Origin of the sequence: Pseudomonas sp. PDM15, assembly GCF_014851565.1 — a bacterium.
In the GTDB taxonomy this organism is placed as follows: domain Bacteria; phylum Pseudomonadota; class Gammaproteobacteria; order Pseudomonadales; family Pseudomonadaceae; genus Aquipseudomonas.
Genome location: NZ_JACVAA010000005.1, coordinates 23,766 through 43,380, shown reverse-complemented (window position 1 = coordinate 43,380; position 19,615 = coordinate 23,766). Strand labels below are relative to the sequence as shown.

Below are 19,615 nucleotides of genomic sequence, written 5' to 3'. Positions count from 1 at the left end.
TCTTCGTTCACCACTACGGGGCGCCTAAGGCGCCCCGTGTCATAACGGGCGGCGTCATGCTCAACAAATATCCTCTGTGGAAGTACCTGCTGATCCTGGCTGTGCTGGCGGTCGGCTTCATCTATTCCGCACCCAATCTGTATCCGGATGATCCGGCCATCCAGATTACTGGTGCCAGCACGGCGCTGGAGATCGGCCAGGCCGACCTCGATCGCATCGGCAAGGCGTTGGGCGATGCCGGCATTGCGGTCAAGTCCGCCCAGCTGGGTGCCAAGCAGGGGCAGGGCGCGCTGCTGCGTCTGACCAAGAAGGATGATCAGCTGCCGGCCAAGGAGCTGGTGCGCAAGCTGCTCGGTGACGAGTATGTGGTCGCGCTGAACCTGGCGCCGACCACGCCGCAGTGGCTGCGCAACCTGGGCGCCGGCCCGATGAAGCTGGGTCTGGACCTGTCCGGTGGTGTGCACTTCCTGCTGGAAGTGGACATGGACAAGGCCATGGACGCGCGCATGAAGGTCTACGAGAGCGAGATCAAGAGCCTCCTGCGCAAGGATCGCGTGCGTTACCGCAGCCTGCCGCAGCAGGACGGTGCTATCCAGCTCGGCTTCGCCGACAGCGAGTCGCTGGAAAAAGCCCGCGAGCTGATCCGTAGCAGCTTCAACGATTTCGAGCAGACCACTACCGAGCGCAACGACCAGCAGGTGCTGCGTCTGGCGCTGACCGAGGCCAAACGCGCGGAAATCCGCGAGTACTCGATCAAGCAGAACCTCACCACCGTGCGCAACCGGGTCAACGAGCTGGGCGTGGCCGAGCCGCTGGTACAGCGCCAAGGCGCCAACCGCATCGTGGTCGAGCTGCCGGGTGTGCAGGACACTGCCGAGGCCAAGCGTATTCTCGGCAAAACCGCCAACCTGGAGTTCCGTCTGCAGGCCGACGTCGACGCGGCGCGCGCCTCCACCGAACCCTTCGAGTTCCGCGAGCCCGGTCGCCCGGCCGTGGCGCTGGAGCGCAGCCTGATCATCACCGGTGACCAGGTCACCGATGCCCAGGCCAGCTACGACGAGAACGGTCGCCCGCAGGTGAATATCCGTCTGGATGGCCATGGCGGCGAGCTGATGAACCGTGCCACCCGCAACAATGTGGGGCGCAGCATGGCGGTGATCTTCATCGAGCAGAAGCCGTTGACCCGCTACGTCAAGCAGGTCGTCGATGGTGTCGAGAAGGAAGTGGCGGTGCCATCCTTCAAGGAAGAGAAGAAGATCATCAGCCTGGCGACCATCCAGTCGCCGCTGGGCAGCCAGTTCCGCATCACCGGCCTTAACGGCCAGGGTGAGTCCTCCGAGCTGGCGCTGCTGCTGCGTGCCGGTGGCCTGGCCGCGCCGATGTACTTCGCCGAAGAGCGCACCATCGGCCCGAGCCTGGGTGCCGACAACATCGCCAAGGGTATCGATGCGTCGATCTGGGGCATGATCTTCGTGTCCATCTTCATCATCGCCATCTACCGCTTCTTCGGCGTGCTGGCGACCGTGGCCCTGGGCTTCAACATGGTTCTGCTGCTGGCGCTGATGTCCGCGCTGAGCGCGACCCTGACCCTGCCGGGTATCGCCGGTATCGTGCTGACCATGGGTATGGCGGTGGACGCCAACGTGCTGATCTTCTCGCGCATACGTGAGGAAATCGCCAATGGCATGTCGGTGCAGCGCGCCATTCACGAGGGCTTCGACCGCGCCTACTCGGCGATCCTCGATGCCAACCTGACCACCCTGCTGGTCGGCGGCATTCTCTTCGCCATGGGCAGTGGCCCGGTCAAGGGCTTCGCCGTGACCATGTCGCTGGGTATCGTCACTTCGATGTTCACCGCCATCATGGTGACCCGCGCGATGGTCAACCTGATCTTCGGCGGTCGCGACTTCAAGAAGCTGTGGATCTAAGGGGCAGTCAGTCATGAAACTCGGAACTATCAACTTCATGGGTGTGCGCAATTTCGCGTTCGCCCTGACCATGCTCCTGACCCTCATCGCCCTTGGTAGCTGGTTCTTCAAGGGGCTCAACTTCGGTCTCGACTTTACCGGCGGCAGCCAGATCGAGCTGAGCTACGACAAGCCGGCAGACCTCAGTCAGGTGCGTGAGCAACTGGCGGCCGCAGGTTATGCCGATGCCGTGGTGCAGAACTTCGGCGCCACCACCGATGTGTTGGTGCGCCTGCAGGGCGATGACCCGCAGCTCGGCAACAAGGTGGCCTCCGTGCTGCAGGCGGCCAGTGGCGACAATTCGCTGCAGGTGAAGAAGGTCGAGTACGTCGGTCCGGCCGTGGGCGAGGAGCTGCGTGACCAGGGTGGCCTGGGCATGCTGCTGGCTCTCGGCGGCATCCTGATCTACGTGGCTTTCCGCTTCCAGTGGAAGTTCGCCGTGGGTGCCATCGCCTCGCTGGTGCACGACGTGGTCGTGACCATGGGCATCCTGTCGTTCTTCCAGATCACTTTCGACCTGACGGTGCTGGCGGCGGTCCTGGCGATCATCGGTTACTCGCTGAACGACACCATCGTGGTGTTCGACCGGGTGCGCGAGAACTTCCGCGTGCTGCGCAAGGCCAGCCTGATCGAGAACATCAACATCTCGACCACCCAGACCCTGCTGCGCACCATGGCGACCTCGATCTCCACCCTGCTGGCGATCGTCGCGCTGCTGGTATTCGCCGGCGACAACCTGTGGGGCTTCTCCATCGCCCTGTTCGTTGGTGTGCTTGCCGGCACCTACTCCTCGATCTATATCGCCAACGTGGTGCTGATCTGGCTGAACCTGACCACGGAGGATCTTATTCCGCCGGCGGTTGCTGAAGAGGTGGACGAGCGTCCCTGAGTCGCTTCGCCGATTGCCCGAAGCCCGGCCCAGTGCCGGGCTTCGTGTTTTATGGGCGTGCGTTTCGTCGCAGTTCTCGTTGCGCTGGCTAGCGAAGCGGGAACTCGCCCGGCCCGGCCTGATCCAAGGCAGGGAATAGGGCGTAAAATGCCTGGTAACCGAAGTCTCTGGAGGACCCCATGAACAAGTCGATGATCGTAGGTGCAGTGCTGGGCGCGGTGGGTGTCACCGCTGGCGGTGCTGTGGCCACCTATAGCCTGGTGGGCGGTCCTCAGTATGCCGAGGTGCTGGCCGTGCAGCCGATCAAGGAGACCGTCAAGACTCCTCGCGAGGTCTGCAAGGACGTGGCTGTGACCCGTCAGGCGCCGGTCAAGGACCAGCACCAGATCGCCGGTACCGCCATCGGTGCGGTGGTGGGTGGTTTGCTTGGCAACCAGGTGGGCGGCGGCAACGGCAAGAAGATTGCCACCGTGGCCGGCGCCGTCGGTGGTGGCTATGCCGGTAACAAGGTGCAGGAGGGCATGCAGGAACGTGACACCTACACCACCACCGAGACCCGCTGTAACACCGTGACCGACACCAGCGAGAAGCTGGTGGGCTATGACGTGAAATACCAGCTGGATGGCAAGGTCGGTCAGGTGCGCATGGGCCGCGATCCGGGCAGCCAGATTCCGGTCAACAAGGATGGCCAGCTGGTGCTGGTGCAGCAATCGCAGGTCGCCCAGTAAGCGCGACCTGAAACAAAAAAGCCGCCCTAGGGCGGCTTTTTCATTGGCTGGCGATCAGCGCTTCATCGACGGTGCCAGGTGCGGCTGAATGGCGGTCAGCACGGCCTTGAAGCACTTGGTGTTGCCGGCAACCACCTGGCCCTTCTCGAGGAAGTCGTGGCCGCCGCTGAAGTCGCTGACCAGGCCGCCTGCTTCCTGGATCAGCAGGGCGCCTGCGGCCATGTCCCATTCGGACAGGCCGAACTCCCAGAAGGCGTCGTAGCGGCCGGCGGCGACGTAGGCCAGGTCAAGGCTGGCGGCACCGGCGCGGCGGATGCCGGCGGTCTGGCCGACCAGGCTGCGGAACATGCCCAGGTAGTTGTCCAGGTTGTCGACCTGCTCGGCGCGGAACGGAAAGCCGGTGCCGAGCAGGGCGCCGTCCAGGCTCTTGCGATTACTGACGCGGATGCGGCGACCGTTGACGGCAGCGCCGCGGCCGCGGCTGGCGGTGAATTCTTCCTGGCGCACCGGGTCGAGCACCACGGCATGCTCCAGGCGGCCGCGGTATTTGCAGGCGATGCTGACGGCGAAGTGCGGTACACCGCGTAGGAAGTTAGTAGTGCCATCCAGCGGGTCGATGATCCACTGGTAGTCGGCGCCATCGCCGGTGCCGGCGATGCTGCCGCCTTCCTCGCCGAGGAAGCCATGGGTCGGGTAGGCCTTCTGCAGCGCCTGGATGATGGTCTGCTCGGCCGCGCGATCGACTTCGCTGACGTAGTCGTTGGCATCTTTCTCGTTGACCGAGATGACATCCAGGCGTTCGACGGAGCGGATGATCAGTTCGCCGGCACTGCGCGCAGCGCGCAGCGCGATATTCAGCATGGGCTGCATGGAAGGTTCACCTGGATCGTTAAAGAAGAAAGCCGGCCATTCTAGCAGACTAGCTTTTTCTGTGCAGCCGGCTCGTCGTTGTGCATGGCGCTGGGCTGGGGCCTTCTGTAACATTCATGGCCCTTTCGCATTCTTGGGCGGAGCTGGCGTTGCTGCAGAACATTCGCGTAGTGCTGGTCAATACCAGCCATCCCGGCAATATCGGCGGTGCCGCGCGGGCCATGAAGAACATGGGCCTGTCGCGTCTGGTATTAGTCGATCCTGAAGACTTTCCCAGCAGCGAGGCGGTTGCGCGGGCCTCTGGCGCCAACGATATCCTCGATAACGCCGTCGTCGTGGCCACCTTGGAGGAGGCGCTGGCCGGCTGCAGTGTGGCGCTAGGTACCAGTGCGCGTGATCGACGCATTCCTTGGCCGCTGCTGGATCCGCGCGAGTGCGCGACTACTGCGCTGCAGCAGGTAGAGCTGGGTGGCGAGGTGGCGCTGGTGTTCGGTCGCGAGTACGCCGGCCTGACCAATGACGAACTGCAGCGCTGCCAGTTCCACGTGCATATCCCGTCCAATCCTGAGTTCAGCTCGCTGAACCTGGCGGCGGCCGTGCAAGTGCTGGCCTACGAGGTGCGCATGGCCTGGCTTGCGGCCGAGGGGCAGCCGACCAAGATGAACAAGCTGGAAACCACGGCGATGCTCAATACCCAGCCGGTGACCACGGATGAGTTGGAGCTGTTCTACGGTCATCTGGAGAGTACGCTGGTGGAGATCGGCTTCCTTGATCCGGCCAATCCGCGTCACCTGATGTCACGCCTGCGCCGCCTATATGGGCGCTCGGGCATCAGCAAGCTGGAAATGAATATCCTGCGCGGCGTCCTCACGGAAACCCAGAAGGCGGTGCGTGGCGAGTCCCACAAGCGGAGAAAAGACGATGTTTGAGCGTGTGCGCGAAGATATCCAGAGTGTTTTTCATCGTGATCCGGCGGCGCGCAACGCTTTCGAGGTGGTGACCTGCTATCCGGGGCTTCACGCGGTGTGGTTGCACCGTGTGGCGCATGCATTGTGGGGCGCGGGCTGGAAATGGCTGGCGCGCCTGGTATCGAACTTCGGGCGCTGGATGACCGGCATTGAGATTCATCCGGGGGCGAAGATCGGGCGGCGCTTCTTCATCGATCACGGCATGGGCATCGTCATCGGCGAGACGGCCGAGATAGGCAACGACGTCACCCTCTATCAGGGGGTGACCCTGGGTGGCACCAGCTGGAACAAGGGTAAGCGCCATCCCACGCTGGAAGATGGTGTGGTAGTTGGCGCCGGTGCCAAGGTGCTGGGCCCGTTCACGGTCGGGGCGGGTGCCAAGATCGGCTCCAATGCCGTGGTGACCAAGGCCGTGCCGGCTGGAGCCACGGCGGTCGGCATTCCAGGGCGGATCATCGCCAAGGTCGATGACGAGCAGGAGGCTAAGCGTCAGGCCATGGCCGAGAAACTCGGTTTCGATGCCTATGGTGTCGGCCAGGACATGCCGGACCCGGTGGCGCGGGCGATTGGTCAGTTGCTCGATCACCTGCAGGCGGTCGACTCGCGTCTAGAGGGTATGTGCGGCGCGCTGAAGGCCCTGGGCAGTGATTATTGTGCCAAGGAGCTGCCTGCGCTGCGCGACGAGGACTTCGCCGACGTATGCAAGGAGCAGGGCGACAAGCCGGCTGCCTGAGGACGCATAGTCTGCTATCATTCGCGCCCCGGATTGCCGCTATACCCGACTGTTTTAATCGGTCTTATAGTTGACCTAAATAGTCGGAAAAGAGGATACTTGCGGCAACTCAGTTTACCCGTGGTGCGATAACCATGCGTCTGACCACCAAAGGCCGCTACGCCGTCACAGCCATGCTCGATCTGGCGCTGCATGCCCAGAGCGGGCCTGTGTCATTGGCGGACATCTCCGAGCGGCAGGGCATCTCCCTGTCCTATCTGGAGCAGCTGTTCGCCAAGTTGCGCCGTGGCAACCTGGTTAGCAGCGTGCGTGGTCCGGGCGGAGGCTATCAGCTGTCGCGCGACATGCGGGTGATCCAGGTGGCGCAGGTGATCGATGCGGTGAACGAATCGGTCGACGCTACCCGTTGCCAGGGCATGGGCGATTGCCACTCCGGCGACACCTGTCTGACCCACCATCTGTGGTGCGACCTCAGTCAGCAGATTCACGAATTTCTCAGCGGCATCAGCCTGGCTGATCTGGTGACCCGGCGCGAAGTGCAGGAAGTCGCTCAGCGTCAGGATCAGCGTCGTTGTAACGGCAGGACGCCGCAGCTGGACAAGATCGAAGCGTCCGCCATCGAGTGAGCAGGGCGCCTGCCTGAATAGGAGATACCTGATGAGATTGCCGATTTACCTCGATTACTCCGCCACCACTCCGGTCGATCCGCGCGTGGCGCAGAAGATGAGCGAGTGCCTGCTGGTGGATGGCAATTTTGGCAACCCGGCATCGCGCTCCCACGTCTTCGGCTGGAAGGCCGAGGAAGCGGTCGAGAACGCCCGCCGCCAGGTCGCCGAGCTGGTCAACGCCGACCCGCGCGAGATCGTCTGGACCTCCGGCGCTACCGAGTCCGACAACCTGGCCATCAAGGGTGTCGCGCACTTCTACAGCACCAAGGGCAAGCACATCATTACCTCGAAGATCGAGCACAAGGCGGTGCTGGACACCGCGCGCCAGCTGGAGCGCGAAGGCTTCGAAGTGACCTATCTCGAGCCCGGCGAAGATGGCTTGGTGACTCCAGCTATGGTCGAGGCGGCGTTGCGCGAGGACACCATTCTGGTGTCGATCATGCACGTCAACAACGAGATCGGCACCATCAACGACATCGCCGCCATCGGTGAGCTGACCCGCTCCCGCGGTGTGCTGTTCCACGTCGATGCGGCCCAGTCCACCGGCAAGGTCGAGATCGACCTGGAGAAGCTGAAGGTCGACCTGATGTCCTTCTCCGCCCACAAGACCTACGGCCCCAAAGGCGTCGGCGCCCTGTACGTGCGCCGCAAGCCGCGCGTGCGCCTGGAGGCTCAGACCCACGGTGGCGGCCACGAGCGCGGCATGCGTTCCGGCACCCTGGCCACGCACCAGTGCGTCGGCATGGGCGAGGCCTTCCGCATCGCCAAGGAAGAGATGGCGCAGGAAAACCAGCGCGTGCTGGCGCTGCGTGATCGCTTCTACAAGCAGCTCGAGGGCATGGAGGAGCTGTACGTCAACGGCAGCCTGACCCAGCGCGTGCCGCACAACCTGAACCTCAGCTTCAACTACGTCGAAGGCGAGTCGCTGATCATGGCGCTCAAGGACCTGGCGGTTTCTTCCGGTTCCGCCTGTACCTCCGCCTCGCTGGAGCCGTCCTACGTGCTGCGCGCCCTGGGTCGCAACGACGAGCTGGCGCACAGCTCGATCCGCTTCACCTTCGGTCGCTTCACCACCGAGGAAGAAGTCGATTACGCGGCCAGCAAAGTGGCTGGTGCGGTGAACAAGCTGCGTGAGCTGTCGCCGCTGTGGGACATGTTCAAAGAAGGTGTCGACATCTCCAAGGTCGAATGGCAGGCACACTGATTTTCGAGTCGCCTGTAGAGCGGCACCTGATGAGAGAGGATTTGCAACATGGCATACAGTGAAAAGGTCATCGACCATTACGAAAACCCGCGCAACGTCGGCAAGATGGATGCCGAGGACCCGAATGTCGGTACCGGCATGGTCGGCGCTCCGGCGTGCGGCGACGTGATGCGTCTGCAGATCAAGGTCAACGAGCAGGGTGTGATCGAAGACGCCAAATTCAAGACCTACGGCTGCGGTTCGGCCATCGCCTCCAGCTCCCTCGCCACCGAGTGGATGAAGGGCAAGACTCTGGACGAAGCCGAGTCGATCAAGAACACCCAACTGGCCGAAGAACTGGCCCTGCCGCCGGTGAAGATCCACTGCTCCGTGCTCGCCGAAGATGCCATCAAGGCCGCCGTGCACGACTACAAGCAGAAGAAAGGTCTGCTCTGATCCCGGGGAGTCGCTAATGGCCATTACCATGACTGAAGCCGCCGCTCGCCATGTGCAGCGCTCGATCGACGGGCGTGGCAAGGGCGAGGGCATTCGCCTCGGCGTACGTACCACCGGTTGTTCGGGCCTGGCCTACGTGCTGGAGTTCGTCGATGAGGTGGCAGGCGAGGATCAGGTGTTCGAAAGCTTCGGGGTCAAGGTGATCATCGATCCGAAGAGCCTGACCTACCTGGATGGCACCGAACTGGACTTCGTCCGCGAAGGCCTCAACGAGGGCTTCAAGTTCAACAACCCCAACGTGCGCGGCGAATGCGGCTGCGGCGAGAGCTTCAACGTCTGAGGCTGGTTGTGGGTAGTCCCTGTCATTTCGCCCTGTTCGAGCTGCAGCCCACGTTCCGTGTGGATCAGGCGCAGCTGTCCGCGCGCTATCGCGAGCTGGCCAAGGCCGTGCATCCGGATCGCTTCGCCGATGCTGGCGAGCGCGAGCAGCGCCTGGCGCTGGAGCGGTCGGCCAGCCTCAACGAGGCCTACCAGACCCTGAAGAGCGGGCCGCGTCGCGCGCTCTACCTGCTGGCGCTGGGTGGTCGCGTGCTGCCGCTGGAAGTGACGGTGCAGGATCCCGAGTTCCTGCTCCAGCAGATGCGTTGGCGCGAGGAGCTGGAAGACCTGCAGGACAGCGCCGACCTAGTCGGTGTGGCGGCATTCAAGAGCCGCTTGAAAGCGGCTCAGGACGAGCTGGACGAAGATTTCTCCGCCTGCTGGAACGATGCCGCGCGACGCGAAGAGGCTGAGCGCCTGGTCCGTCGCATGCAGTTTCTCGACAAGCTGGCCCACGAAGTGCGCGATCTGGAAGAGCGCCTCGACGACTAACCCGGCGCAGCCTTGCGCTGCGCGCCTGACATCTAGAGCACCATGGCCCTACTGCAGATCGCCGAGCCCGGGCAGAGCCCGCAACCCCACCAGCGCCGTCTGGCGGTGGGCATCGACCTGGGCACTACCAATTCGTTGGTCGCCGCCGTACGCAGCGGTCTTTCCGAGCCGCTGGCCGATGCCGAAGGGCGAGTGATCCTGCCGTCCGCCGTGCGCTATCACGTCGATCGCGTCGAGGTGGGCGCCTCCGCCAAGGCCGCTGCCGCATTGGACCCGCTGAACACCGTGCTGTCGGTCAAACGCCTGATGGGGCGCGGTGTGGCAGACGTCAAACAGCTCGGCGATCAGCTGCCCTATCGCTTCGCCGAGGGCGAGTCGCACATGCCGTTCATCGAGACGGTGCAAGGTGCCAAGAGTCCGGTGGAAGTGTCGGCGGAGATTCTCCGTGCCCTGCGCGAGCGTGCGGAGGCGACGCTGGGTGGCGAGTTGGTCGGTGCGGTGATCACCGTGCCGGCCTATTTCGACGATGCCCAGCGTCAGGCCACCAAGGATGCCGCGCGCCTGGCCAATCTCAACGTGCTGCGCCTGCTAAACGAACCGACGGCAGCTGCCGTTGCCTATGGTCTGGACAAGGGTGCCGAGGGGGTGGTGGCGATCTACGACCTCGGTGGCGGTACCTTTGATATTTCCGTGCTGCGCCTGACTCGCGGCGTGTTCGAGGTGCTGGCGACCGGCGGCGACAGCGCCCTGGGCGGCGATGACTTCGACCATGCCGTCGCTGGCTGGATCATCGAGCAGGCCGGTCTGTCTCATGATCTCGATCCGGCGGCCCAGCGCCGTCTGCTGCAGGCTGCCTGTGCGGCGAAAGAGGCGCTTACCGAGGCTGATAGCGTGTCGGTGGCTCACGATGGCTGGTCTGGCGAGCTGAGCCGGGCGCAGTTCCAGGCGTTGATCGAGCCGATGATCGCCCGCAGTCTCAAGGCCTGCCGTCGCGCGGTGCGCGACGCGAACATCGAGATCGAGGAGGTCGAGGCGGTGGTCATGGTTGGTGGCTCCACTCGAGTGCCGCGTGTGCGCGAGGCGGTGGGCGAGCTGTTCGGTCGTCAGCCGCTGACCGATATCGACCCGGATCAGGTGGTGGCCATTGGCGCCGCCATCCAGGCCGACACATTGGCTGGCAATCAGCGTGGCAATGGCGAGGAGCTGTTGCTGCTCGACGTGATTCCGCTGTCCCTGGGGCTGGAAACCATGGGCGGGCTGATGGAGAAGGTCATTCCGCGCAACACCACTATCCCGGTGGCGCGTGCCCAGGACTTCACCACCTACAAGGATGGCCAGAGCGCCATGGCCATCCAGGTGCTGCAGGGCGAGCGCGAGCTGGTCAAGGACTGCCGTTCCCTGGCGCGCTTCGAACTGCGTGGCATTCCGCCAATGGTTGCCGGGGCGGCAAAGATTCGCGTGACCTTCCAGGTCGATGCCGATGGCCTGCTCAGTGTCGCCGCGCGCGAATTGGGTTCTGGTGTGGAAGCGAGCATCCAGGTGAAGCCGTCCTACGGTCTGACCGATGGCGAAATCGCGCGCATGCTGCAGGACTCCTTCAGCAATGCCGGTGGCGACAAGGCGGCTCGTGCTCTGCGCGAGCAGCAGGTTGAGGCCGAACGCCTGCTCGAGGCCGTGCAGTCGGCGCTGGAGGTTGATGGCCGGCGCCTGCTCGACGAAGGCGAGCGAATCGCCATTCTGGCGGCCATGGAAGAGCTGCGTGCTTTGGCGGCTGGCGACGATGCGCATGCCATCGAGCAGCAGACCAAGCGTTTGTCGCAGATTACCGACGCCTTTGCCGCTCGGCGAATGGACTCGACGGTGAAAGCCGCCCTGGCGGGGCGCAATCTGAATGAAATCGAGGATAACTGATGCCACAGGTCATTTTTCTGCCGCACGAGAAGTTCTGTCCTGACGGCATGGTCGTGGAGGCCGAGCCTGGTACTTCCATTCTCGATCTGGCTCACGAGCATCACATCGAGATGGAGAGTGCCTGCGGCGGCGTATGCGCCTGCACCACTTGCCACTGCATCATTCGCGAGGGCTTCGAATCGCTGGAAGAGGCGGATGAGCTGGAGGAAGACTTCCTCGATCGGGCCTGGGGTCTTGAGGCGCAATCGCGGCTGGCTTGCCAGGCTGTCGTTGGCACCGAAGACCTGACCGTCGAGATCCCGAAATACTCGCTCAACCACGCTGCCGAAGCGCCGCACTGAGTCAAGGAGCCGACATGAGTCTGAAATGGACCGACGTGCTGGATATCGCCATCGAGCTGGCCGAGAGCAAGGCCGATGTCGATCCGCGCTACGTCAACTTCGTCGATCTGCACCGCTGGGTGCTGGCCCTGCCGGATTTCGCCGATGACCCGCAGCGCGGTGGCGAGAAGGTGCTGGAAGCCATCCAGGCGGCGTGGATCGAAGAGCTCGACTGAGCCGCCGCACCGCTTCAGGGCGCGGCCCTACGCATTTCCCCCTAACCCGCGTATAATTCGCGGGTTTAATTTTTCGCTTAACTTTCTGGAGCTTCACATGGCCGTTCAACGCACTTTCTCCATCATCAAGCCGGATGCCGTTGCCAAAAACGTCATTGGTGAAATCACCACCCGTTTCGAGAAGGCCGGCCTGCGCGTCGTTGCTTCCAAGATGGTTCAGCTGTCCGAGCGCGAAGCCGCTGGCTTCTACGCCGAGCACAGCGAGCGCGGCTTCTTCAAGGACCTGGTTGCCTTCATGACCTCCGGTCCGGTCATCGTCCAGGTCCTGGAAGGCGAAGACGCCGTCCTGAAAAACCGTGAGCTGATGGGCGCCACCAACCCGAAAGAAGCTGCTGCCGGCACCATTCGCGCCGACTTCGCCGTTTCCATTGACGAGAACGCCGTACACGGTTCCGATTCCGAGGCTTCCGCCGCTCGCGAAATCGCGTACTTCTTCTCCGCCACCGAGGTGTGCGCTCGCATTCGCTAATAGCGGAAAGGCGAGGGTGAATCCATGACTGATGTTGCCAAGACCAACCTGCTGGGGCTGACCCAGCCCGAGATGGAAAGCTTCTTCGAGAGCATCGGAGAGAAGCGCTTCCGTGCCGGTCAGGTCATGAAGTGGATTCACCATTTTGGTGTCGAGGATTTCGACGCCATGAGCAATCTCGGCAAGGCCCTGCGCGAAAAACTCAGCGCCTGCGCCGAGATTCGCGGTCCTGAGATCGTCAGCCAGGACATCTCCAGCGATGGCACCCGCAAGTGGGTGGTGCGCGTGGCATCCGGCAGCTGCGTCGAGACCGTATACATCCCGCAAGGCGGCCGTGGCACCCTCTGTGTGTCATCCCAGGCCGGCTGCGCGCTGGATTGCAGTTTCTGTTCCACCGGCAAGCAGGGCTTCAACAGCGACCTGACTGCCGCAGAAATCATTGGCCAGGTATGGATCGCCAATAAATCCTTCGGCACCGTACCGGCCAAGATCGACCGTGCCATCACCAACGTGGTGATGATGGGCATGGGCGAGCCCCTGCTGAATTTCGACAATGTCGTACCGGCCATGCAGATCATGATGGATGATCTGGGCTACGGCATTTCCAAGCGCAAGGTGACCCTGTCCACCTCTGGCGTGGTGCCAATGATCGACAAGCTGGCGACCGTCACCGACGTGTCCCTGGCCCTGTCGCTGCACGCACCGAACGATGAGCTGCGCAACCAGTTGGTGCCGCTCAACAAGAAGTATCCGCTGGAAGTGCTGCTGGCGGCCTGTCGCCGCTACATCGAAGGTCTGGGCGAGAAGCGTTTCCTGACCGTCGAGTACACCCTGCTCAAGGACGTCAACGACCAGCCGGAACATGCTGCGCAGATGATCGCACTTCTCAAGGATTTCCCTTGCAAGATCAATCTGATTCCGTTTAATCCCTTCCCCCACTCCGGTTACGAGCGGCCGAGCAACAACGCCATCCGTCGCTTCCAGGATTTGCTGCACAAGGCCGGCTTCAATGTCACCGTGCGCACCACCCGTGGCGACGATATCGACGCCGCCTGCGGGCAGCTGGTCGGGCAAGTGCAGGACCGTACCCGTCGCAGTGAGCGTTATATCGCCGTACGCCAGCTGGGTAACGAGGCCGCAGAGCCTCGCGATGCTGCCAATCGAAATTGAAGGGGGAGTAATTCATGACCTTGCGCGCTGCGCTGTATCTGTCTCTTTTGTGCCTCCTGGCTGGATGTGTGAGAACTGGCGGGGCGGTGGATCCGCTTAGCACCCAAGAAGGCCGGGATGCGGCACGGGATGCCTATATTCAATTGGGTATAGGTCATCTGCAGCAGGGCTCCACGGAAAAGGCTAAAGAACCTCTGCGCAAAGCTCTAGAGCTAGATCCCTCTAATGCTGAGACGCATGCAGCTCTGGCAGTGGTATATCAGTACGAAATGGAACCACGGCTGGCTGATCAGCATTATCGTAAGGCGATCTCTCAAGGGGGGGGCGATGCCCGTTTTCTGAATAACTACGGTGGTTTTCTATTCGAGCAGAAGCGTTATCAGGAAGCCTATACCCAGTACCTCCAGGCATCCGAGGACACCTTGTATGGAGAGCGCTCGCGAGTATTCGAGAACCTTGGCCTGACTGCGCTCCAGCTGGGGAAGCGCGAAGAAGCCAAGCAGCATTTCGAGAAGTCTCTGCGTCTTAATAGTCAACGTGCTACATCGTTGCTTCAGATGGCACAGTTATCCTATGAGGACAAAAACTACGTAGCTGCTCGAAGCTACTATGCCGGATATAGCCAGCAGGCCCGGCAGAATCCACAGAGTCTGCTCTTAGGTATTCGCTTGGCCAAAGTCTTCGAGGACCGCGACCAAGCCGCCAGCCTCGGTCTACAAATGAAACGCCTCTATCCGGGCACCCCGGAATACCAGCAATATCTGTCGGAGCAGTGATGAAAGCTACGCATCCTGAAGTTGCTGCCGCGCCCCGGGTCAATCCGGGAGAGACGCTGCGCAAGGTGCGCGAAAGCCGAAACCTGGCGCTGAACGATGTCGCCGTGCAGCTGAACCTGACTGCCCAGGCTCTGCGTAATGTGGAGGCTGGTGCCTTCGATCAGTTGCCGGGGCATACCTTCGCGCGTGGCTATATCCGTGCCTACGCCAAGCTGATGGGCATGGATCCAACCCGCCTTGTCAGCGATTTTGACCAGTATACCGGCACCGATGCCAATGGCAGTAGCGTCGCCAGTCTGGCGCGTATCGAAGAGCCAGCCCGAGTTTCGCAAAGCCTCGTGAAGATCTTCAGTATCGTGGCGCTGGCCGCTTTGGGCGGTGTTGGCTTCTTCTGGTGGCAGGGCGAGACCGCACGCCTGGGCGCCGGCTTGGTCAAGGCTCCCATCGAGCATGTGGAGGTAGAGGCCGCCGACGGCACCACCGAGATCCATCCGCTGGACGAGCCGGAGGATCAGGCAGTAGCCGAAGCTCAGGCCGAGGCCCCCATCGCCGATATGCCTCCTGCGGTCGATCCTGCATCCATTTCCGAAGCGCCGCCGAGTGCCGAGACCACTCCTGCTGCTCCGGTAGAGTCTGCCGCTCAGCCAGCACCAGTTGTGCCTGCCGCGCCTCAGGCGTCGGCCAATGCCGAACAGCAGGCTCCTGCCGTCGCTGCGCCGCAACTGACCCAGCCGGCTGTGACGGGGCAGGTTCCGGCTCCAGCCACACCAGCTGCCGAGCCGACGGCTCCGGTCGCCAGTGCTCCGGTTACCGCTTCCGGCGAGGCCTTGGTCAATCTGCAGTTCACCGCCGATTGCTGGACCCAGCTCACCGATGCCAATGGCAAGGTGCTGCTCAGTGCCCTCAAGCGTCGTGGCGACAGCGTCGAGCTGGTCGGCAAGGCGCCGCTGGAGCTGCGCCTGGGTTATGCCCGCGGCGCCGTGGTACTGGTCAATGGCCAGCCGGTCGATGTCGCTTCCTCCACCCACGGTGAAACCGCCCGCCTCAAACTGGGGCAGTGAGCCAGATCATGCATTGCGAATCTCCCATCAAGCGTCGCCTGTCCCGCAAGATTTGGGTCGGCTCGGTACCGGTTGGCGGCGATGCGCCGATTGCCGTGCAGAGCATGACCAACACCGAGACCTGTGACGTCGAGGCCACCGTCGGCCAGATCCGTCGTCTCGAAGACGCCGGCGCCGATATTGTGCGCGTCTCGGTACCGTCCATGGAGGCGGCCGAGGCATTCGGCAAGATCAAGCAGCAGGTGAAAGTGCCGCTGGTGGCCGATATCCACTTCGATTACCAGATCGCACTGCGTGTGGCCGAACTGGGCGTCGATTGCCTGCGCATCAACCCCGGCAACATCGGTCGCGAAGACCGGGTCAAGGCCGTGGTCGAGGCTGCGCGCGACAAGGGCATCCCGATCCGCATCGGCGTCAACGCCGGCTCGTTGGAGAAGGACCTGCAGAAGAAGTACGGCGAGCCGACGCCCGAGGCGCTGGTGGAGTCCGCACTGCGTCATGTCGAGCACCTGGATCGCCTGAACTTCCCCGACTTCAAGGTCAGCGTGAAGGCCTCCGACGTATTCATGGCCGTCGCGGCCTACCGCCTGCTGGCCAAGCAGATCGAGCAGCCGCTACACCTGGGCATCACCGAGGCCGGCGGTCTGCGCTCCGGCACCGTGAAGTCCGCGGTCGGCCTGGGCATGCTGCTGGCCGAGGGCATCGGCGACACCATTCGCATCTCCCTGGCCGCCGATCCGGTGGAGGAGATCAAGGTCGGCTACGACATCCTCAAGTCCCTGCGTCTGCGCTCGCGTGGCATCAACTTCATCGCCTGCCCGAGCTGCTCGCGGCAGAACTTCGACGTGGTCAAGACCATGAACGAGCTGGAGCAGCGGGTCGAAGATCTGCTGGTGCCGCTCGACGTCGCCGTGATCGGCTGCGTGGTCAACGGCCCGGGCGAAGCCAAGGAGGCCCATATCGGCCTCACCGGCGGTACGCCGAACAACCTGGTGTACATTGATGGCGCCCCGGCCTCGAAGCTGAACAACGACAATCTGGTGGATGAGCTGGAGAAGCTGATCCGCCGCAAGGCGGCCGAAAAGGCCGAGGCCGACGCGGCCGTTATCGCCCGCGGCTGACAAGGAATATTCGTGAGCAAGACCTTACAAGCCATCCGTGGCATGAACGACATCTTGCCGGAGCAGACGCCTGCCTGGCGCTACCTGGAAGGCACCCTGGCCGGCCTGCTCGATGGCTACGGCTACAAGGAAATCCGCCTGCCCATCCTCGAGTTCACCGAGCTGTTCGCCCGCGGTATCGGCGAGGGCACCGACGTGGTGGACAAGGAGATGTACACCTTCCTCGACCGTAACGAGGAATCGCTGACCCTGCGTCCGGAAGGTACCGCCGGCTGCGTGCGCGCCGTGCTGGAGCACGGACTGACCGGTGGCGGCCAGGTGCAGAAGCTGTGGTACGCCGGCCCGATGTTCCGCTACGAGAAGCCGCAGAAGGGCCGCTATCGCCAGTTCCACCAGATCGGCGTGGAAGCCTTCAACCTGCCGGGGCCGGACGTCGATGCCGAGCTGATCGTGCTCACCGCGCGCCTGTGGCAGCAGCTTGGCCTGGCCGATGCGGTGTCTCTGCAGCTCAACAGCCTGGGTTCCAGCGAGGCACGCGCGGCGTACCGAGACGCCCTGGTGGCTTATCTCAACGAGCGCTTCGAGCAGCTCGACGAAGACAGCCAGCGCCGCCTGACCACCAACCCGCTGCGCATTCTCGACAGCAAGAATGCCCAGACCCAGGCCCTGCTGATCGGCGCGCCGACCCTGGCCGACTATCTCGACGAGGAGTCGCGCCGGCACTTCGAGGGCGTCAAGGCGCGCCTGGATGCGGTCGGCATTCGCTACGAGATCAACAACAAGCTGGTCCGCGGTCTCGACTACTACAACCGCACCGTGTTCGAGTGGGTCACCGACAAGCTCGGCGCCCAGGGCACCGTGTGTGCCGGCGGTCGTTACGACGGCCTGATTACCCAGCTGGGCGGTAAGGCCACGCCGGGTGTCGGTTTCGCCATGGGCGTCGAGCGTTTGGTCCTGCTGCTGGAGACCCTGGAGCTGCTGCCGGCCGAGCTGAACAGCCCAGCGGATGTCTATCTGTGCGCCTTCGGCGAGGCTGCAGAGCTCGCCGGCCTGGGCCTGGCGGAGCGCCTGCGCGATGCTATTCCCGGTCTGCGTCTGCTGGTCAACAGTGGCGCTGGCAGCTTCAAGAGCCAGTTCAAGAAGGCCGACAAGAGCGGCGCGCGCTTCGCCCTGATTCTGGGTGAGGACGAACTGACCGCCCGCGTGGTAGGTTGCAAGCCCCTGCGCGACGACGCAGAACAACAGAACATTGGCTGGGATGCGTTGGCACAGCATCTGGCCGCCTGCCTGCAGGCCTGAGAATAAAGAGAATCAAGGAGTTATTGGGGTGAGCATGACTGAAGAAGAACAAATTGCGCAGATGAAGGACTGGTGGCAGCGCAATGGCAAACCCCTGCTGACTGGTGGTGCCCTGGCCCTGGCCATCGTGGTCGGCTGGCAGGCCTGGCAGCAATACCAGACCAATCAGGCCCAGGGTGGCGGGGCGCTGTACCAGCAACTGCTGGAAACCACCCTCACTCCCACCGGCCAGCCGGACGCCGGCAAGGTCACCGAACTGGCCGACAAGCTGAAGTCCGAGTACGGCGGCAGCGCTTACGCCCAGTACGCCAGCCTGTTCGTCGCCAAGGTGGCGGTGGACAACGCCAAGCTGGATGACGCTGTGGCCGAGCTCAAGCCGCTGGTCGACAAGCCGGCCGATGCCACCATCGGCGAGCTGGCGCGTCAGCGTCTGGCCCGTGTGCTGGCTGCCCAGGGCAAGACCGAAGACGGCCTCAAGCTGCTCGAAGGCGAGGCTGACAAGGCATGGCAGGCCAGCCGCGAAGAACTCAAGGGCGACCTGCTGGTGCAGCTCGGCCGCAGCGATGAAGCCCATGCGGCCTATCAGAAGGCCAAGGATTCTCTGTCCGAGGACGCCGCTGTCGGCGGCCTGCAGATGAAGCTCGACGACCTGGCGAAAGGGGATGCCTGACGTGATGCGTTGGAAGAATGCCGCAGTGCTGGCCCTGGCCGTAGTGGCCGTGGGTTGCAGCAGCAACAGCAAGAAGGAACTGCCGCCGGCCGAGCTGCCCGATATCCAGGAAGAAGTACGCCTGGACGCCCAGTGGAGCCGCTCCATCGGTGATGGCCAGGGCGAGCTGTACAACCAGCTGACCCCCGCCGCCGATGGCGAGCGTCTGTACGCCGCCTCTGCCGATGGCGAAGTGGTCGCCCTGGATCGCCTGACCGGCGACAAGTTTTGGGAAGTCGAACTGGACCTGCCGATCTCCGGCGGTGTCGGCGCCGGCTACGGTCTGGTGCTGGTTGGCACCCTGAAAGGTGAAGTGGTCGCGCTGGACTCCAGCAACGGCGAAGAAAAGTGGCGTGCCCGCGTGACCAGCGAAGTGCTGTCCGCGCCGGCCACCAACGGCGACGTCGTCGTGGTGCAGACCCAGGACGATCGCCTGATCGCCTTCGATGTCAGCACCGGCGAGCAGCGCTGGATCTACGAGAACAGCCCGGCCGTGCTGACCCTGCGTGGCACCAGCAGCCCGGTGATGACCAACCGCCTGGTGATGGCCGGCCTGTCCACCGGCAAGGTCCTGGCCCTCGACGCCAGCCGCGGCATCCCGGTCTGGGAGCAGCGCGTGGCCGTGCCGCAAGGCCGTTCCGAGCTGGAGCGCGTGGTCGATATCGACGGCAACCTGCTGCTCTCCGGTGGCACCCTGTACGTGGTGACCTACCAGGGCAATGTCGCGGCCATCGACGTGGAAAGCGGTCGTCCGCTGTGGAACCGCGAAGCCTCAAGCTACGTGGGCCTGGCCCAGGGCTTCGGCAGCGTCTACGTCAGCCTGGCCAGCGGCGCCGTGGAAGGCGTCGACGAGGGCTCCAATTCCGCCCTGTGGAACAACGACGCCCTGCAGCGCCGCCAGCTGTCGTCCCCGGAAGTTTTCTCCAGCTACGTGGCAGTCGGTGACTTCGAAGGCTACCTGCACCTGCTGAGCCAGGTGGACGGTCATTTTGTCGGCCGCAAGAAGATCGACGGCGACGGCCTGCGTGCCCGTCCGCTGGTGGTCGGTGACTGGATCTACGCCTACGGCAACAGCGGCAAGCTGGTCGGCCTGACCATCCGCTAAGCTGTTTTGCAATGTCCGGCCGCTGCCGTTCTACGGCAGCGGCCTT

General features: G+C 63.3%; 22 protein-coding genes. 21 read left to right on the top strand and 1 reads right to left on the bottom strand.

What is annotated here, in order from left to right:
- Positions 1–56 precede the first annotated feature (56 nt).
- From secD to IB232_RS14835, 3 genes are all read left to right on the top strand, one after another.
- Positions 57–1,928, top strand: coding sequence for a protein translocase subunit SecD (secD, locus tag IB232_RS14845; RefSeq protein WP_192399399.1), 1,872 nt, complete (start codon positions 57–59; stop codon positions 1,926–1,928).
- Positions 1,929–1,941: 13 nt separating this feature from the next.
- On the top strand, positions 1,942–2,856 hold the full coding sequence (secF, locus tag IB232_RS14840; protein WP_192399398.1) for a protein translocase subunit SecF: 915 nt from the start codon (positions 1,942–1,944) through the stop codon (positions 2,854–2,856).
- 179 nt (positions 2,857–3,035) lie between these two features.
- On the top strand, positions 3,036–3,584 hold the full coding sequence (locus IB232_RS14835) for a glycine zipper 2TM domain-containing protein (protein ID WP_192399397.1): 549 nt from the start codon (positions 3,036–3,038) through the stop codon (positions 3,582–3,584).
- A gap of 54 nt (positions 3,585–3,638) precedes the next feature.
- On the opposite strand, the gene suhB is transcribed toward IB232_RS14835, so the two are convergent.
- A complete protein-coding gene (suhB, locus tag IB232_RS14830; protein WP_137971080.1) occupies positions 3,639–4,454 on the bottom strand; it encodes an inositol-phosphate phosphatase in 816 nt (271 codons plus the stop codon).
- A gap of 149 nt (positions 4,455–4,603) precedes the next feature.
- Here suhB and trmJ point away from each other — a divergent pair, with 149 nt between their 5' ends.
- From trmJ to bamB, 18 genes are all read left to right on the top strand, one after another.
- A complete protein-coding gene (gene trmJ / locus IB232_RS14825; RefSeq protein WP_192399710.1) occupies positions 4,604–5,383 on the top strand; it encodes a tRNA (cytosine(32)/uridine(32)-2'-O)-methyltransferase TrmJ in 780 nt (259 codons plus the stop codon).
- Positions 5,376–6,155, top strand: coding sequence for a serine O-acetyltransferase (cysE, locus tag IB232_RS14820; RefSeq protein WP_192399396.1), 780 nt, complete (start codon positions 5,376–5,378; stop codon positions 6,153–6,155). Before trmJ ends, cysE begins: the two co-directional genes overlap by 8 nt.
- Before the next feature lie 134 nt (positions 6,156–6,289).
- Positions 6,290–6,781 carry a Fe-S cluster assembly transcriptional regulator IscR gene (iscR, locus tag IB232_RS14815; RefSeq protein WP_137971083.1) on the top strand — a complete coding sequence of 164 codons (492 nt, stop codon included), beginning with the start codon at positions 6,290–6,292 and terminating at the stop codon, positions 6,779–6,781.
- A 31-nt stretch (positions 6,782–6,812) separates the two neighbouring features.
- Positions 6,813–8,027: an IscS subfamily cysteine desulfurase gene (locus tag IB232_RS14810; protein ID WP_192399395.1), complete on the top strand. Its 1,215-nt coding sequence runs from the start codon at positions 6,813–6,815 to the stop codon at positions 8,025–8,027.
- 48 nt (positions 8,028–8,075) lie between these two features.
- Positions 8,076–8,462: a Fe-S cluster assembly scaffold IscU gene (iscU, locus tag IB232_RS14805; protein ID WP_137971085.1), complete on the top strand. Its 387-nt coding sequence runs from the start codon at positions 8,076–8,078 to the stop codon at positions 8,460–8,462.
- A gap of 16 nt (positions 8,463–8,478) precedes the next feature.
- Positions 8,479–8,802, top strand: a complete 324-nt coding sequence (iscA, locus tag IB232_RS14800) for an iron-sulfur cluster assembly protein IscA (protein ID WP_137971086.1) — start codon at positions 8,479–8,481, stop codon at positions 8,800–8,802.
- Positions 8,803–8,810: 8 nt separating this feature from the next.
- Entirely contained in the window at positions 8,811–9,332 is a 522-nt protein-coding gene (gene hscB, locus IB232_RS14795) for a co-chaperone HscB (RefSeq protein ID WP_192399394.1), read from the top strand.
- A gap of 42 nt (positions 9,333–9,374) precedes the next feature.
- On the top strand, positions 9,375–11,243 hold the full coding sequence (gene hscA / locus IB232_RS14790) for a Fe-S protein assembly chaperone HscA (protein ID WP_192399393.1): 1,869 nt from the start codon (positions 9,375–9,377) through the stop codon (positions 11,241–11,243).
- Positions 11,243–11,584, top strand: a complete 342-nt coding sequence (gene fdx, locus IB232_RS14785) for an ISC system 2Fe-2S type ferredoxin (RefSeq protein ID WP_192399392.1) — start codon at positions 11,243–11,245, stop codon at positions 11,582–11,584. Before hscA ends, fdx begins: the two co-directional genes overlap by 1 nt.
- 14 nt (positions 11,585–11,598) lie before the next feature.
- Positions 11,599–11,799, top strand: a complete 201-nt coding sequence (gene iscX, locus IB232_RS14780; protein ID WP_137971090.1) for a Fe-S cluster assembly protein IscX — start codon at positions 11,599–11,601, stop codon at positions 11,797–11,799.
- Positions 11,800–11,896: 97 nt separating this feature from the next.
- The gene (ndk, locus tag IB232_RS14775) at positions 11,897–12,328 is read left to right on the top strand and encodes a nucleoside-diphosphate kinase (protein ID WP_043308688.1); all 432 of its coding nucleotides are present in this window, start codon (positions 11,897–11,899) and stop codon (positions 12,326–12,328) included.
- Between the two features lie 24 nt (positions 12,329–12,352).
- Positions 12,353–13,498 (top strand): 23S rRNA (adenine(2503)-C(2))-methyltransferase RlmN, encoded by a 1,146-nt coding sequence (rlmN, locus tag IB232_RS14770; RefSeq protein ID WP_192399391.1) that lies wholly within the window; start codon positions 12,353–12,355, stop codon positions 13,496–13,498.
- Between the two features lie 14 nt (positions 13,499–13,512).
- The gene (gene pilW / locus IB232_RS14765; RefSeq protein WP_192399390.1) at positions 13,513–14,274 is read left to right on the top strand and encodes a type IV pilus biogenesis/stability protein PilW; all 762 of its coding nucleotides are present in this window, start codon (positions 13,513–13,515) and stop codon (positions 14,272–14,274) included.
- The gene (locus IB232_RS14760; protein ID WP_192399389.1) at positions 14,274–15,335 is read left to right on the top strand and encodes a helix-turn-helix domain-containing protein; all 1,062 of its coding nucleotides are present in this window, start codon (positions 14,274–14,276) and stop codon (positions 15,333–15,335) included. Before pilW ends, IB232_RS14760 begins: the two co-directional genes overlap by 1 nt.
- An 8-nt stretch (positions 15,336–15,343) precedes the next feature.
- Entirely contained in the window at positions 15,344–16,456 is a 1,113-nt protein-coding gene (ispG, locus tag IB232_RS14755) for a flavodoxin-dependent (E)-4-hydroxy-3-methylbut-2-enyl-diphosphate synthase (protein ID WP_192399388.1), read from the top strand.
- A 12-nt stretch (positions 16,457–16,468) separates the two neighbouring features.
- Positions 16,469–17,755, top strand: a complete 1,287-nt coding sequence (gene hisS / locus IB232_RS14750; RefSeq protein WP_192399387.1) for a histidine--tRNA ligase — start codon at positions 16,469–16,471, stop codon at positions 17,753–17,755.
- A 28-nt stretch (positions 17,756–17,783) separates the two neighbouring features.
- A complete protein-coding gene (locus IB232_RS14745) occupies positions 17,784–18,425 on the top strand; it encodes a tetratricopeptide repeat protein (protein ID WP_318652271.1) in 642 nt (213 codons plus the stop codon).
- Complete coding sequence (gene bamB / locus IB232_RS14740) at positions 18,418–19,569, top strand: outer membrane protein assembly factor BamB (protein ID WP_192399385.1); 1,152 nt, start codon at positions 18,418–18,420, stop codon at positions 19,567–19,569. Before IB232_RS14745 ends, bamB begins: the two co-directional genes overlap by 8 nt.
- Positions 19,570–19,615: the final 46 nt, after the last annotated feature.

Coding starts and splice junctions, on each gene's coding strand:
- secD (WP_192399399.1), top strand. CDS start 57: ATGCTCAACAAATATCCTCTGTGGAAGTACCTGCTGATCCTGGCTGTG.
- secF (WP_192399398.1), top strand. CDS start 1,942: ATGAAACTCGGAACTATCAACTTCATGGGTGTGCGCAATTTCGCGTTC.
- IB232_RS14835 (WP_192399397.1), top strand. CDS start 3,036: ATGAACAAGTCGATGATCGTAGGTGCAGTGCTGGGCGCGGTGGGTGTC.
- suhB (WP_137971080.1), bottom strand. CDS start 4,454: ATGCAGCCCATGCTGAATATCGCGCTGCGCGCTGCGCGCAGTGCCGGC.
- cysE (WP_192399396.1), top strand. CDS start 5,376: ATGTTTGAGCGTGTGCGCGAAGATATCCAGAGTGTTTTTCATCGTGAT.
- iscR (WP_137971083.1), top strand. CDS start 6,290: ATGCGTCTGACCACCAAAGGCCGCTACGCCGTCACAGCCATGCTCGAT.
- IB232_RS14810 (WP_192399395.1), top strand. CDS start 6,813: ATGAGATTGCCGATTTACCTCGATTACTCCGCCACCACTCCGGTCGAT.
- iscU (WP_137971085.1), top strand. CDS start 8,076: ATGGCATACAGTGAAAAGGTCATCGACCATTACGAAAACCCGCGCAAC.
- iscA (WP_137971086.1), top strand. CDS start 8,479: ATGGCCATTACCATGACTGAAGCCGCCGCTCGCCATGTGCAGCGCTCG.
- hscA (WP_192399393.1), top strand. CDS start 9,375: ATGGCCCTACTGCAGATCGCCGAGCCCGGGCAGAGCCCGCAACCCCAC.
- fdx (WP_192399392.1), top strand. CDS start 11,243: ATGCCACAGGTCATTTTTCTGCCGCACGAGAAGTTCTGTCCTGACGGC.
- iscX (WP_137971090.1), top strand. CDS start 11,599: ATGAGTCTGAAATGGACCGACGTGCTGGATATCGCCATCGAGCTGGCC.
- ndk (WP_043308688.1), top strand. CDS start 11,897: ATGGCCGTTCAACGCACTTTCTCCATCATCAAGCCGGATGCCGTTGCC.
- rlmN (WP_192399391.1), top strand. CDS start 12,353: ATGACTGATGTTGCCAAGACCAACCTGCTGGGGCTGACCCAGCCCGAG.
- pilW (WP_192399390.1), top strand. CDS start 13,513: ATGACCTTGCGCGCTGCGCTGTATCTGTCTCTTTTGTGCCTCCTGGCT.
- IB232_RS14760 (WP_192399389.1), top strand. CDS start 14,274: ATGAAAGCTACGCATCCTGAAGTTGCTGCCGCGCCCCGGGTCAATCCG.
- ispG (WP_192399388.1), top strand. CDS start 15,344: ATGCATTGCGAATCTCCCATCAAGCGTCGCCTGTCCCGCAAGATTTGG.
- bamB (WP_192399385.1), top strand. CDS start 18,418: ATGCCTGACGTGATGCGTTGGAAGAATGCCGCAGTGCTGGCCCTGGCC.